Below are 14,761 nucleotides of genomic sequence, written 5' to 3' on the forward strand. Positions count from 1 at the left end.
CCTCACTGGACGGCACGTTCCGCGCGAAGGGCGTCTTGCGGCAAACGCTGGATAAAATCCGCCGCCGCCCGGCGCGCGGCTGCGTCGGCTTCGATCACGTCGTCGAGCGCGTGGGCGCTACGATTGGGCAGCGCGTTCAGCACCGCGTCGACCACTTGCGCGATCGCCATAAAGCCGATCTTGCGCGACAGGAATGCATCCACGGCAATCTCGTTGGCGGCGTTCAAAGCCGCACTGGCGAGACCACCTTCGGCGAGGGCCTTCATGGCCAACGCCAGACACGGGAAACGGGCGTAATCCGGCTTTTCGAACGATAGCGAGGCGACCTGCACGAGGTCGAGCTGCGCCACGCCCGAATCGACCCGCTCGGGAAACGCGAGTGCGTGCGCGATCGGCGTACGCATGTCGGGATTGCCAAGTTGTGCGAGTACCGAACCGTCGGCGTACGAGACCATCGAATGGATCACGCTCTGCGGATGAATCAGCACCTCGATGCGCTCGCCCGGCAGCGCGAACAGCCAGTGCGCTTCGATTACTTCGAGGCCCTTGTTCATCATCGTTGCCGAGTCGACCGAGATCTTGCGGCCCATTACCCAGTTCGGGTGCTTGCAGGCTTCATCGGGTGTCACGTTGACCAGACTGGCCGGCTCGCGCGTGCGGAACGGGCCGCCCGACGCGGTCAGGATGATCTTCGAGACGCCGCCATGCAGCGCGGCTTCGCGCGGCAGGCACTGGAAAATCGCGTTGTGTTCGCTGTCGACCGGCAGCAGGACAGCGCCGTGGTCGCGCACCGCGTCCATGAAGATCGCGCCGGACATCACCAGCGCTTCCTTGTTGGCTAGCAGGATGCGCTTGCCGGCGCGCGCAGCCGCCAGGCTCGGCGCAAGTCCCGCCGCGCCGACGATGGCCGCGACAACCGTATCGCAACCGGCGCTCTTCGAAACCTCGACGAGCGCCTGCGGGCCGTACGTTACCTCGGTCTTGCAGCCGGCTTCGCGCAGCTTCGCGGCGACTTGCGCCGCCGTGTCGGCGTCGCCGACCACGGCCACTTCGGGCCTGAAACGCAGGCATTGTTCGACGAGCTTGTCGCCGTTGCGATGCGCAGTGAGCGCATATACCGAGAAGCGCTCCGGATGACGCGCGACGACGTCGAGCGTGCTGTCTCCGATTGAGCCCGTGGAACCGAGCAGTGTCAGTCTTTTTTGCATATCTCTTTCTCTAGCCGAGCAGCAGCATGGCGAGCGGCAGCACCGGCAACAATGCGTCGATGCGGTCAAGGACGCCACCATGGCCCGGTAGCAGGCCGCTGGAATCTTTCACGCCAGCCTGACGTTTTAACATCGACTCGAACAGGTCGCCCACGACGCTGAAGGCCACCAGAATGGTCAGCGCAACCAGCGTACGGATCGCGCCAAGGCGCTCCAGCAGCGCAGAATACAGTGTCGGCTCGAATGCGTGCACCAGGATGGCTACCGTCGCGACGACCAGGACCGCCAGCCAGCCGCCGATCGCCCCTTCCCAGGTCTTACCGGGGCTGATGGCCGGCGCCAGTTTGTGCCGCCCGAACGCCTTACCCGCAAAGTATGCACCGATATCGGCCAGCCAGACCACCAGCAACAGGGACAGAACAAACGGCACGCCCGCCATCCTGGCCGCGACCAGCGCATGCCAGCAGGCCACGAACACGACGATCCCTACGATAAACAGGAACAGCCGCCAGGCGCCCTGCGCCAGCGTTGGCTTGCGCAGCAGCACGTAGGGACCGGCCAGCACCCAGAACACCGCAGCGGCCTGAAAGAGTGGCCGCGGAAGATGCATGCCGGTGCCCAGGCGCGTGCTCGCGACGAGCGCGGCCGCCGCGACCAGCGCATAAATGACGGGACCCGTGCCCTCGACTTTCAGAAGACGCGCCCATTCCCAGGCGGCAAACACGAGCACGAACGCGATCAGCGCGCCAAACGCGCCCACCGGCGCGAACAGCGTGACCGGCAAAAACACAGCCAGCAGAACGATCGCCGTGATAACACGGGTTTTTAGCATGGAAGCGAATCGACGTTTTGCGATTGCGGCTCGAGCTGGGCGCTCGTCCGGCCGAAGCGGCGTTCGCGCTCCGCATAAGAATCGATCGCGTGGCGCAGCGCCTCGGCGTCGAAATCCGGCCAGAAGGTGTCGGTGAAATAGAACTCGGTATAGGCGAGCTGCCACAGCAGGAAGTTGCTGATGCGCTGTTCGCCGCCGGTGCGGATGAAGAGGTCGGGTTCCGGTGCGTACGCCATGGCGAGATGCTCCGCGAACGTTTCCTCGGTCACTTCGACGGCCACGCCCGCCAGCGCCGATTGCTCGGCAAGCTTGCGGGTGGCCTGCATGATGTCCCAGCGGCCGCCGTAGTTGGCGGCGATGGTGAGAGTAAGACGCGTGTTGCGGGCGGTTTTGGTCTCGGCGCGGCGGATCAGATCCTGGATGCGCTTGTCGAACATCGACAGATCGCCGACCACGCGCAGGCGAATGCCGTTGGCGTGCAGCTTGCCGACTTCACGCTCGAGCGCGGTCACGAACAGGCGCATCAGGAACGACACTTCGTCGTTTGGACGGCGCCAGTTTTCGGAGCTGAAGGCGAACAGCGTCAGGTATTCGACGCCAGAGCGTGCACACGCCTCGACGGCGGCGCGCACCGCGTCGACGCCGCGCGTATGGCCGGCCACGCGCGGCAGACGGCGTTGCGTTGCCCAACGGCCATTGCCGTCCATGATGATCGCGATATGTCGCGGCACCGCCGCGACATCAGGCACGCGAACGGTTGAGCTGGTATAGGTCATGGCCGTCGGGACAGTGACTGCAAAAAAAGAAGTAAAGACCTGAAGATGCTGAAGCCCGACGGCCTCAAACCGTCATGATCTCGGCTTCTTTGGTCGTCACGAGCTTGTCGATTTCAGTGACGAACTTGTCCGTGAGCTTCTGGACGTCGTCACCGGCACGACGCTCGTCGTCTTCGGAGATTTCCTTGTCTTTCACGAGCTTCTTCAATTGCTCGTTGGCATCACGGCGCAGGTTGCGCACCGCGATCTTGGCCGTTTCGGCTTCGCTACGCGCCACCTTGGTCAGCTCGCGACGGCGTTCTTCGGTCAGCGCGGGCATCGGCACGCGGATCACGTCGCCTTGCGTAGCCGGGTTCAGGCCCAGATCGGAGTCACGAATCGCCTTTTCGACGACCGGCACCATCTTCTTTTCCCACGGCTGCACGCCGATCGTACGCGCGTCGATCAGCGTCATGTTCGCGACCTGCGAGATCGGCACCGGCGAGCCATAATAATCGACCTGGATGTGATCGAGCAGGCCCGTGTGTGCACGGCCCGTACGGATCTTCGACAGATCGTTCTTGAACGCGTCGATCGAGCGCTGCATTTTCTGCTCGACGCCCTTCCTGATATCAGCCACAGACATTTTTAAACCTCCGAACCTTCAAAACGGTGCGAGCCGGCCAGCGCGCGAGTAGCGGCGGCCCGGGCCCGCGCTAAAGCCCACGTTATGTGAACGAGAGTTTACACGTGGACGAGCGTACCCTCGTCCTCGCCTTGCACAATGCGCTTTAGCGCACCCGGCTTGACAATCGAGAACACGCGGATCGGCAGTTTCTGGTCGCGGCACAGCGCAAACGCCGTGGCGTCCATGACCTGCAGATTGCGGCCGATCGCCTCGTCGAAGCTGATCGTCGTGTAGCGCGTTGCCGTCGGGTCTTTCTTCGGATCGGCCGAATAGACGCCGTCCACCTTGGTGGCCTTCAGCACGACTTCCGCACCCACTTCCGAACCGCGCAGCGCCGCTGCGGTATCTGTCGTGAAGAACGGGTTGCCGGTACCGGCCGCGAAGATCACGACCTTGCCTTCTTCCAGCTGGCGGATCGCCCGGGGGCGAATGTACGGCTCGACCACCTGGTCCATGCGCAGCGCGGATTGCACGCGCGCCTCGATACCGGCGTGGCGCATCGCGTCCTGCAGCGCCAGCGCGTTCATCATCGTGGCCAGCATCCCCATGTAGTCAGCCGTCGCACGGTCCATACCGGCCGCGCCGCCTGCCACGCCACGGAAAATATTGCCGCCGCCGATCACCACGGCCAGCTGCGTACCGAGCCGCACGACCTCGGCCACGTCCGCCACCATTCTTTCGATCGTTGCGCGATTGATGCCAAAGGCATCATCGCCCATCAGAGCTTCACCGGAGAGTTTGAGCAGGACGCGTTTATAGGCAGTGGGCATAGGGGTATCCAGATCGCGCAGAACAGGGCAACAACAAGGAACTAACTGTAGGGGTGAAATGCTGATTCGGGCAAGCGCCGCCAAATTGACGAACCCTAGGGTTCGCCAGCGGCGGCGGCACGGCGAGGGTCAACCCGCGCACCGCCTTGCGGCGCTGCCGACCGCGGCGAGGTCTTGCCCCACCGCGGATCCAACGGTACAGCGTGAAACTTAGGCGATGCTTATTGTTGCTTTGCAGCAGCCACTTGAGCGGCCACTTCTGCTGCGAAGTCGTCCTGTTTCTTCTCGATGCCTTCGCCGACCACGAACAGCGCGAACTTCTGCACGCTTGCGCCGGCGGCCTTCAGCATCTGTTCGATCGTCTGTTTGTCGTTCTTAACGAACGTCTGGTTCAGCAGCGACACTTCCTTCAGGTACTTCTGCACGCTGCCGTCGACCATCTTGGCGACGATTTCAGCCGGCTTGCCCGATTCTGCAGCCTTCTGTTCAGCAATGCTACGTTCCTTGGCGATCAGATCTGCCGGGACTTCGTCTGCCGACAGCGAGACCGGCTTCATGGCCGCGATGTGCATGGCGACGTCCTTGCCGACCTGCTCGTCCGCGCCGGTGTACTCGACCAGCACGCCGATACGCGTGCCGTGCAGGTACGCAGCCAGCTTGTTGGCGGTTTCGAAACGCACGAAACGGCGGATGGACAGGTTCTCGCCGATCTTGCCGACCAGCGCGAGGCGCACTGCGTCGACCGTCGATCCTTCCAGCGGCAGGGCTGCCAGTGCAGCGACGTCAGCCGGGTTCTTGGCAGCGACCAGTTCGGCGATCTGCTTCGAGAACGCCAGGAAGTCGTCGTTCTTCGAAACGAAGTCGGTTTCGCAGTTCAGTTCGACGATCGCACCGACGTTGCCGCCGATGAACGACGCGATCACGCCTTCAGCGGTGACGCGCGAAGCGGCCTTGCTGGCCTTGTTGCCGAGCTTCACGCGCAGCAGTTCTTCAGCGCGCTCCATGTCGCCGTCGGCTTCCGTCAGCGCCTTCTTGCATTCCATCATGGGCGCGTCGGTCTTCGCGCGCAGTTCTGCAACCATGCTTGCGGTAATTGCCGCCATCATTTGCTCCTAGAGTCTGTCTTTCACACACCGCCCGCACTTCGATGCCGGCGGCAAGAATTCGTTTCCGCACAACGCGAATTTTTCTCGCACTGTACTGTAGCCAGGTGTCATGACTTAAAAAAAGGGGGCCTGTAGAAAGCCCCCTTTTTTGCCGGACACAGGGCAGCCTTACGCTTCCGAGTTGACCTCGACGAACTCGTCGCCGTCACCGCCGCGAGCAGCCTGCACCACTTCGTTGACCGCGTTTGCACGGCCTTCGAGGATCGCGTCAGCCACGCCAGCCGTGTACAGAGCGACTGCCTTGCTGGCGTCGTCGTTACCCGGGATCACGTAGTCGATGCCTTCCGGCGAGTGGTTCGTGTCGACCACGGCGATAACCGGCACGCCAAGCTTGTTGGCTTCGGTCACGGCAATCTTGTGGTAGCCGACGTCAACCACGAAAATGGCGTCCGGAATGCCGCCCATATCCTTCACGCCGCCAATCGACTTTTGCAGCTTGGCGATTTCGCGTTCGAACAGCAGCGCTTCCTTCTTGCTCATGCGTTCCGTTTCACCGGCTTCCAGCGCTGCTTCCATGTCCTTCAGGCGCTTGATCGAAACCTTCAGCGTCTTGAAGTTGGTCAGCATGCCGCCGAGCCAGCGTGCATTGACGAACGGCATGCCCGCGCGTTGTGCCTCTTCGGCGATCGTGTCGCGCGACTGACGCTTCGTGCCGACAAACAGGATCGTGCCGCGATTAGCTGCCAGCTGACGCACATACTTCAGTGCGTCGTTGTACATCGGCAGCGTCTTTTCGAGGTTGATGATGTGAATCTTGTTGCGATGGCCGAAAATGAAGGGGGCCATCTTCGGGTTCCAGAAGCGCGTTTGGTGGCCGAAGTGGACACCTGCTTCCAGCATTTGACGCATGGTAACTGCCATGAAAATCTCCGCGAGGGTTGGGTCTTAAGCCGGCTGCTGCATCTACCGCGCCGTCTTCGCCATATGCGAGGACCTGACGCGGCGGACACCCTGGGTGCTGCCGGCTTGCGAGTCTGCTGCCTTGAAATCCCCTGTAGCGCAGGCAACTATCGCTACAGGCGGGTCTTTTCCACAAAATAGAATAATGTGGAGCGACTTAGCCAGAGATTATAGCACGTGACTATCGGCAGACTCAACCCGACCGGCAGCCCCGAAACGGCGGGCGGGTTGCACCCGGCGACGGGGCCGTCAGCCCTCTCAAAAGCCAGCGGGAGCCGGAATATGGTGCGATAATCTTTAAATAACCGCATTTCAGGCCCGACTCATGGCTATTACGCTCAAAAACGACCACGATATCGCGCAGATGCGCGTCGCCTGCCGCCTCGCAAGCGAAGTGCTCGACTACATTACCCCGTTCGTCACCGCCGGCATCACCACCGGCGAACTCGACCGTCTGTGCCACGAATACATGCTGAAGGAACAGGGCACGGTTCCGGCGCCGCTGAATTATCAGCCGCCCGGCTACCCGCCCTATCCGAAGGCCACCTGCATTTCCGTCAACGACGTGATCTGCCACGGCATCCCGGGCGACAAGACGCTGAAGAACGGCGACGCGCTGAACATCGACATCACCGTCATCAAGGAAGGCTACTTCGGCGACACGAGCCGCATGTTTATCGTCGGCGAAGGTTCGATTCTGGCCAAACGCCTCGTGCAGACCACCTTCGAGTGCATGTGGCTCGGCATCGACCAGGTCCGGCCTGGCGCCCATCTCGGCGACATTGGCTATGCGATCCAGCGGCACGCTGAAGGTCAAGGCTACAGCGTAGTGCGCGAATATTGCGGCCACGGGATCAGCACGGTGTTTCACGAAGATCCGCAGATCCTGCACTACGGCCGTCCGGGCACAGGCTTCGAGTTGCAGGCGGGCATGATCTTCACGATCGAGCCGATGATCAACGCGGGCCGCCGCGACATCCGTACCATGCCGGATCAGTGGACTGTGAAGACCAAGGACCGCAGCCTGTCCGCGCAGTGGGAACATACGGTGCTCGTGACCGAAAGCGGTTACGACGTGCTGACCGTCTCGGCCGGCACCCCGGCGCGTCCGCCGGTTGTCGCTTCCGCCACCACGGCCTGACCGCCTCTCGTTCCCACTCACGCGCGCCCATGAGCAGTGTTCCAGCCGTCGCCCCTTCCGATGCCACATCGCTCAAAGCCGACTACAAGGTGGCCAAAGCCAGGCTGCTGGATCGCTTCAGGCTGGCAACCAACGTCGAATCGTTGATGGCCGCCCTCGCGCGCACCACAGACGAGTCGCTGCGCGCCGCATGGAACGCCTGCGACCTGCCGCCGTCCCTCGCCCTGCTGGCGGTAGGCGGGTACGGACGCGGCGAACTGGCGCCGCATTCGGACATCGACATTCTTGTCTTGCTGCCCGATCAGCCGATCGCGCATCTCGAAGCACGCATCGAGCGCTTTATCAGCCTCGCGTGGGATCTCGGACTCGAACTCGGCAGCAGCGTGCGCTCCGTCTCGCAGTGCCTCGAAGAGGCGGCCAATGACGTCACCGTGCGCACCTCGTTGCTGGAAGCGCGCCGTATTACCGGCAGCAGCGCGCTATTCGATGAATTCGCGCAACGTTATCGGGAGGCGCTCGATCCACGCGCGTTCTTCCAGGCGAAAGTGCTGGAGATGCGCCAGCGGCATGCCAAATTCCAGGACACGCCCTACGCGCTCGAGCCGAACATCAAGGAAAGCCCCGGCGGCCTGCGCGATCTGCAACTGATCCTGTGGGTGACCCAGGCGGCTAGCTTCGGCAGCAGCTGGCAGGAACTGGAAACGCGCGGCCTGATTACCGAGCGCGAAGCACGCGAACTCGAGCGCAACGAGGGTTTTCTGAAGGCGCTACGCGCCCGCCTGCACGTGATTGCGGGACGGCGCCAGGACATTCTGGTGTTCGACCTGCAGACGGCAGTGGCCGAAAGCTTCGGCTACAAGCCGACCGCCACCAAGCGCGCCAGCGAGCAGTTGATGCGCCGCTACTACTGGGCTGCCAAGGCAGTCACCCAGTTGTCGACGATCCTGATCCAGAATATCGAAGCGCAACTGTTCCCGAACACGAGTGGTATCACACGAGTTCTTTCGGAGCGTTTCGTCGAGAAACAGGGCATGCTCGAAATCGCCCGCGACGACGTGTTCGAACGCGAGCCAAACGCGATCCTCGAAGCATTTCTGCTCTACGAGCAAACGCCTGGGGTGAAGGGTCTCTCGGCGCGCACGCTACGCGCGATCTACAACGCGCGCGACGCGATGGATCAGCACTGGCGCCGCGATCCGGAAAACCGGCATCTGTTCATGGAAATTCTGAAGCAGCCCGCCGGCATCACGCACGCGCTGCGGTTGATGAACCAGACGAGCGTCCTCGGGCGCTATCTGCTGAATTTCCGTCGTATCGTCGGGCAGATGCAGCATGACCTGTATCACGTCTACACGGTCGACCAGCATATCCTGATGGTGCTGCGCAACCTGCGCCGCTTCGCGATTGCGGAACATGCGCACGAGTACCCGTTCTGCAGCCAGCTGATCGCCAACTTCGAGCGTCCGTGGGTGCTGTACGTGGCGGCGCTGTTCCACGACATCGCCAAGGGCCGCGGCGGCGACCACTCCACGCTCGGCATGGCCGACGCGCGGCGCTTTTGCCGCGAACACGGCATCGAAAACGGCGATGGCGATCTGGTGGTGTGGCTGGTCCAGCACCACCTGACGATGAGCCAGGTCGCGCAGAAGCAGGACACGAGCGACCCTGAAGTCATCAAGCGCTTTGCGGAGCAGGTGGGCACCGAACGGCGTCTGACGGCGCTGTACCTGCTGACCGTCGCCGATATTCGCGGCACCAGTCCGAAGGTCTGGAATGGCTGGAAAGGCAAGCTGCTCGAAGACCTGTACCGGGCCACGCTTGCGGTGCTCGGCGGCGCACGCCCTGATGCGCACTCCGAACTGAAATCGCGTCAGGAGGAGGCGCTTGCGCTGCTGCGGCTCGAAACGGTACCGGAGAACGCGCACCAGGCGCTGTGGGACAAGCTGGACGTCGGCTATTTTCTGCGTCACGACGCGGCGGATATCGCGTGGCAAACGCGTGTGCTGTACCGTCATGTCGAGACGCCTACGCCGATCGTCCGCGCGCGTCCGTCGCCAGTCGGCGAAGCCCTGCAGGTGCTGGTTTATGTGAAGGACCGCCCTGACCTCTTTGCCGGTATCTGCGCGTACTTCGACAAGAACGGCCTGTCGGTGCTCGACGCTCGCGTCAGCACGACCCGGCACGGCTACGCGCTGGATAATTTTATTGTCCAGCACACCGAAGAAGACGTGCATTATCGTGACATCGCCAATCTGGTGGAACAGGAACTGACCGCGCGCCTCACGGCGGACGGCACCCTGCTGCCGGATCCGTCGAAGGGGCGCCTGTCGCGCCTGTCGCGGACCTTCCCTGTGACGCCGCGCGTCGACCTTCGGGCCGACGAACGTGGCCAGTACTACATCCTGTCCGTGTCGGCGAACGACCGGCCAGGCCTTCTTTATTCGATCGCGCGCGTGCTGGCCGAGCACCAGGTCGGCGTCCAATCGGCGCGGATCAATACGCTCGGCGAACGCGTAGAGGACGTGTTCCTGCTGGATGGACGCGGCCTCTCGGACAACCGCCTGCAAATTCAGGTCGAGACCGAACTGCTGCGCGCGATCGCAGTGTGAGATTTCATGCGAGTCAAATTGACAGCCAAGCATCCGCGGTCGGCTTCGTCCGAACGCGCCCCTGTTCGCTCGGGTAGTACGACCGCGCGTAAGCCGACGCGCCCTGCCGGGCCGCGGCCCGCCACGCCGGCCGCCGGTGGGCGGGAAGCCAAACCGGCGGACACCGGTAAGCGACCGGCGGGTAAGTCTGTGGGTTTTGCGGGCGGCGCTGGGCGCACGCAAGGTGGCGCGCGGCCGCCGCGTGCGGAGGGTTCTTTTTCGCGCGATCGCGATGCGGGGGCTAGTGGCGCTGCACGGCGTACGTCGTCGGATCGGCCGCCGCGGCGTGATGGTGATGCGGGTGCGCCGCGGAGGTTTGAGGGTGAGCGCGCAGAGCGTGCGCCGCGCAAGTTCGACGGCGAGCGGACTGAACGTCCGCCGCGCAAGTTCGACGGTGAACGGACCGAACGCCCACCGCGCAGTTTCGCAGCGGGTGAGCGAAGCGAGCGAGCGCCTCGTCGCGACGGCCCCAGCGGCGCTCCGCGCCGTTCTGAGGGCGACCGCGCGCCGCGCCGCGCTGAAGGCGAGCGGCCAGCACGCTTCGCCCGCGACGAAGGCACCGGCCGCCCGGCATTTGGCGCACCGCGTGGCCCTCGCAGCGCAGACGATGCCCGCCGCCCAACCGGCCCGCGCGCCGGCGGCAGCTTCAACACCGGTCCCCGTGGAGAAAGCCCGGGACACAACGAACGTGGAGAGTCGCGCGAACGTGGCACGTCCGAGCGCCCGCGCTTTGGCGCAGGCCGCAGCGGTTCCGACGAGCGCCGCACGTTCGAGCGGGCACCGCGCGACGAAAGCGCACGCCGAAGCACACCAGGTGGCCGCGAAGGTCGCTCGGCTTCCGGTGAGCGCAATGTTTCCGAGCGCGGCGAGCGTTCTTTCGCCGCGCCCGTCAAGCGTGCGTACGGAGATCGCGCCGAACGCGCGCCGCGCGAGGATCGTGGAGCACGAGCACCTGCCGCACGCGGGTTCGGCGATCGGCCGCCACGCGCAGAACATTCGGAGCGTCCGCCGCGCGCCGGCAAACCAGCGCGCCCCGAGCGCAGTGAAGGATCCGCTCCGCCCCCGGCCACCGCGCATCGCCGCGATCGCGACGATGCCCCCGGCACGTTACGGCTGTCGAAGCTGATGTCGGAGCTTGGGCTGTGTTCTCGCCGCGAAGCGGACGAGTGGATCGAAAACGGCTGGGTGCGCGTCGATGGTGAAAAAATCGACACGCTCGGCTCCAAGGTCCGCCCGGACCAGCGCATCGAGATCGACCCGGCCGCGCAGGCGATTCAGGCACGCCTCGTCACGATCCTCATCCATAAGCCGGTTGGCTATGTCTCGGGTCAGGCGGAAGACGGCTACCAGCCAGCCGTCACGCTCGTTACACCGGAAAACCGCTGGGAAGCCGACAACTCGGATATCCGTTTCTCGGTATCGCATCTGCGTCAGCTTGCTCCGGCGGGCCGGCTCGACATCGACTCCACCGGCCTGCTGGTACTGACCCAGGACGGCCGGATCGCGAAACGGCTGATCGGCGGGCATTCGGAGGTCGAGAAGGAGTATCTGGTGCGCGTGACCTACGGCGACATGACGACCGAGATCGACAAGCACTTCCCCCTCGAAAGCCTCGAGTTGCTGCGTCACGGTCTGGAACTCGACGACGTGCCGCTCAAGCCGGCCAAGGTTAGCTGGCAGAACGGCGAACAGTTGCGCTTCGTGCTGCGTGAAGGCAAGAAACGTCAGATCCGGCGCATGTGCGAGCTGGTCGGCCTGGAAGTAGTCGGCCTCAAACGCGTGCGTATGGGCAGCGTGCCGCTCGGTGCGTTGCCGCCGGGGCAATGGCGCTACCTGGCGCACGACGAGTCGTTCTGAGTCTGATCGTATAGCCGTGTGACGGGCCGGCCGCCGCACGCGTCGAGCGCTGTGCCGAGGTGCGCTGTAAGCACCCATCCGGCCGATGTGCAAAAGCCCACGCAAATGCGTGGGCTTTCTTTTTCTATCAAGGCGATCGAACGCTCGGAGGCCTCACGGCCACCCTTCGCGCTCAGTCGTCGCTATTCGGATCCAGATCCGGAAACAGCACTTCCGTGAAGCCGAACTTCGCGAAATCGTTGATCCGCATCGGGTAGAGCTTGCCGATCAGGTGATCGCACTCGTGCTGGACGACGCGGGCATGGAAGCCTTCGGCGACACGGTCTATCGGATTGCCGAACTGGTCGAAGCCGTGATAGCGGATCATCGAAAAACGGCTGACGGCGCCGCGCAGACCCGGTACCGAAAGACAGCCTTCCCAACCCTCTTCCATATCCTGCGACACCGGGGTAATGGTCGGATTGATCAATACCGTTTCCGGCACCGGCGGCGCATCCGGATAGCGTTCGTTGTGCCCAAAACCGAAAATCACGACCTGCAGATCGACCCCGATCTGCGGCGCAGCGAGCCCCGCGCCATTGGCGTCGTGCATGGTCTCGAACATGTCCTTGATGAGGGCATGCAGGTCGGGCGTGTCGAAGTGGTCGACCGGAGCGGCGATGCGCAAAAGACGCGGATCGCCCATCTTGAGAATTTCGCGGATCATGTTATCTGCCCCTCCAGGAGCTTACGCATACCATCTTCGTCGAGTACCGGGATGCCGAGTTCCTCAGCTTTCACAAGTTTGCTGCCTGCCTCGGCGCCAGCCACGACGTAATCGGTTTTCTTCGACACCGAACCGGCCACCTTGGCGCCCGCTGCTTCAAGCATTTCCTTGGCTTCTTCACGGGCCAGCGTCGGTAAAGTGCCCGTCAGCACAATCGTCTTGCCCGCCAGCAAGCCTTGTGGCGCCTTGGGCGCCGGCGGCCCTTCCGGCCAGGTCACCTTGCCAGGCGCGCGCAACTGCTCGATCACCGTCCGGTTGTGCTCTTCGGCGAAAAACTGATGAATCGACTCGGCCACCACCGGTCCTACATCATTCACTTCCAGTAGTTCCTCGACCGTGGCGTTCATGATTGGATCGAGCGAACCGAAGTGCTTTGCCAGATCCTTAGCCGTCGATTCGCCCACCTGACGAATTCCGAGCGCGTACAGGAAACGGCCAAGAGTCGTGTGCTTGGCCTTTTCGAGCGAGTCGAGCAGGTTCTGCGCGGACTTTTCGGCGAAGCGATCGAGCTCGGCCAACGTCGTAAAACCGAGATTGAACAGATCGGCGGGCGTACGCACGAGCTTCAGTTCGACCAGTTGGTCGATGATCTTCTCGCCGAGCCCGTCGATATCCAGCGCGCGGCGTTGCGCGAAATGCCACAGGGCCTGCTTGCGCTGCGCCGGACAAAACAGGCCGCCCGTGCAGCGGGCGATTGCCTCGTCAGGCAAACGTTCGATGGCCGAGCCGCAAATTGGGCACTGCGTGGGCATCACAAACTCAGTGGCGTCCGCCGGACGCCGGTCCATGAGCGCGCTCACCACTTCCGGGATCACGTCGCCGGCGCGCCGCACGATCACGGTATCGCCGATACGGATATCTTTGCGGCGCACTTCGTCTTCGTTGTGCAACGTGGCATTCGTCACCGTCGCGCCGCCGACGAACACCGGCTCGAGACGTGCCACCGGCGTGATTGCTCCCGTACGGCCAACCTGCACGTCGATCGCCAGCAGCTTCGTCAGCGCTTCCTGGGCCGGAAACTTGTGCGCGAGCGCAAAGCGCGGAGCGCGCGAGACGAAGCCGAGTACGTCCTGCTCGTCGCGGGCGTTGACCTTGTACACCACGCCGTCGATATCGTACGGTAGCCCGTCGCGCTTCTCGCCCACCTTATGGAAGAACCCCAGCAGCCCCTCCACGCCCTCCACCACCGCTCGCTCGCTGTTGACCGGCAAGCCCATTTCGCCATACCAATCGAGCAGCACACTATGGGTAGCCGGCATCGGCTCGCCGTCGAGCACACCGATCCCATAGGCGAAGAAAGACAGCGGGCGCTGCGCCGTGATCTTCGAATCGAGCTGGCGCAAACTACCGGCCGCGGCGTTACGCGGGTTGGCAAATTCCTTGAGACCCGCCGCACGTTGCCGCTCGTTGAGACGTTCGAAATCGCGCTTGAACATCAGCACTTCACCGCGCACGTCGAGCACCTTCGGCACACGCTTACCCTTGAGCGTCAACGGGATGGACCGGATCGTGCGGACATTACCGGTCACATCTTCGCCGGTCGTGCCGTCACCGCGCGTGGAGGCCTGCACGAAGTGCCCATCCACATAGCGCAGCGAAATGGCCAGGCCGTCGAACTTGAGCTCGCAGGCGTAACTGACCGGCGTTTTGCCGAGCGCATCGGCAATGCGTTTGTCGAACGCCGCGATGTCTTCATCGGCAAAGCCATTGTTCAGCGAGAGCATCGGCTGGTCGTGCAGGACCGGTTCGAAGCCGCTCGCGGCCTCGCCGCCGACGCGCTGGGTAGGCGAGTCCGGTGTGATCAGATCCGGATGCTCCGTCTCGATCTGTTGAAGCTCCTTGAAGAGCTTGTCGTATTCCGCATCCGGCAGATCCGGCTGGTCGAGTACGTAGTACGCGTGGTTCGCGCGTTCGAGTTCCGCGCGCAACCACGCAGCACGCTTGGCCGGGCTGCTCGTTGCTGGGTCAGGGACGGTGGTTCGGGCCATGCTTTGAGAAGATCCGCCGGTGAAATTCAGACCTCAGATTAT

Annotated in this window: 12 protein-coding genes; 3 read left to right on the forward strand and 9 right to left on the reverse strand. The window is 63.4% G+C overall.

Going from position 1 to position 14,761, the window contains the following annotated elements:
• Positions 1–2: 2 nt before the first annotated feature.
• The 7 genes from P3T20_RS13840 to rpsB form a co-directional block, all read right to left on the reverse strand.
• A complete protein-coding gene (locus tag P3T20_RS13840; protein WP_074264284.1) occupies positions 3–1,208 on the reverse strand; it encodes a 1-deoxy-D-xylulose-5-phosphate reductoisomerase in 1,206 nt (401 codons plus the stop codon).
• 10 nt (positions 1,209–1,218) lie between these two features.
• Complete coding sequence (locus P3T20_RS13845) at positions 1,219–2,040, reverse strand: phosphatidate cytidylyltransferase (protein ID WP_074264283.1); 822 nt, start codon at positions 2,038–2,040, stop codon at positions 1,219–1,221.
• The gene (locus tag P3T20_RS13850) at positions 2,034–2,816 is read right to left on the reverse strand and encodes an isoprenyl transferase (protein WP_074264282.1); all 783 of its coding nucleotides are present in this window, start codon (positions 2,814–2,816) and stop codon (positions 2,034–2,036) included. The genes P3T20_RS13845 and P3T20_RS13850 overlap by 7 nt, the downstream gene beginning before the upstream one ends.
• Before the next feature lie 64 nt (positions 2,817–2,880).
• Positions 2,881–3,441, reverse strand: a complete 561-nt coding sequence (gene frr, locus P3T20_RS13855) for a ribosome recycling factor (protein WP_074264281.1) — start codon at positions 3,439–3,441, stop codon at positions 2,881–2,883.
• A gap of 98 nt (positions 3,442–3,539) precedes the next feature.
• Positions 3,540–4,253 (reverse strand): UMP kinase, encoded by a 714-nt coding sequence (gene pyrH, locus P3T20_RS13860; protein ID WP_074264280.1) that lies wholly within the window; start codon positions 4,251–4,253, stop codon positions 3,540–3,542.
• 221 nt (positions 4,254–4,474) lie between these two features.
• Positions 4,475–5,356: a translation elongation factor Ts gene (tsf, locus tag P3T20_RS13865; protein WP_074264279.1), complete on the reverse strand. Its 882-nt coding sequence runs from the start codon at positions 5,354–5,356 to the stop codon at positions 4,475–4,477.
• A gap of 171 nt (positions 5,357–5,527) precedes the next feature.
• Positions 5,528–6,280, reverse strand: a complete 753-nt coding sequence (gene rpsB, locus P3T20_RS13870) for a 30S ribosomal protein S2 (protein ID WP_074264278.1) — start codon at positions 6,278–6,280, stop codon at positions 5,528–5,530.
• Between the two features lie 364 nt (positions 6,281–6,644).
• Here rpsB and map point away from each other — a divergent pair, with 364 nt between their 5' ends.
• The 3 genes from map to P3T20_RS13885 are packed head-to-tail and all read left to right on the forward strand — an operon-like array spanning position 6,645 to position 11,965.
• Complete coding sequence (gene map, locus P3T20_RS13875; protein ID WP_074264277.1) at positions 6,645–7,460, forward strand: type I methionyl aminopeptidase; 816 nt, start codon at positions 6,645–6,647, stop codon at positions 7,458–7,460.
• Between the two features lie 29 nt (positions 7,461–7,489).
• Complete coding sequence (locus tag P3T20_RS13880; RefSeq protein ID WP_074264276.1) at positions 7,490–10,069, forward strand: [protein-PII] uridylyltransferase; 2,580 nt, start codon at positions 7,490–7,492, stop codon at positions 10,067–10,069.
• Positions 10,070–10,075: 6 nt separating this feature from the next.
• Complete coding sequence (locus P3T20_RS13885) at positions 10,076–11,965, forward strand: pseudouridine synthase (RefSeq protein WP_429287117.1); 1,890 nt, start codon at positions 10,076–10,078, stop codon at positions 11,963–11,965.
• Positions 11,966–12,137: 172 nt separating this feature from the next.
• On the opposite strand, the gene def is transcribed toward P3T20_RS13885, so the two are convergent.
• Positions 12,138–12,671, reverse strand: coding sequence for a peptide deformylase (def, locus tag P3T20_RS13890; protein ID WP_074264274.1), 534 nt, complete (start codon positions 12,669–12,671; stop codon positions 12,138–12,140).
• Positions 12,668–14,719, reverse strand: a complete 2,052-nt coding sequence (ligA, locus tag P3T20_RS13895; protein ID WP_429287118.1) for an NAD-dependent DNA ligase LigA — start codon at positions 14,717–14,719, stop codon at positions 12,668–12,670. Before ligA ends, def begins: the two co-directional genes overlap by 4 nt.
• Between the last annotated feature and the right edge of the window lie 42 nt (positions 14,720–14,761).

This window comes from Paraburkholderia sp. GAS206C (genome assembly GCF_050435645.1).
Lineage (GTDB): Bacteria > Pseudomonadota > Gammaproteobacteria > Burkholderiales > Burkholderiaceae > Paraburkholderia > Paraburkholderia phenazinium_B.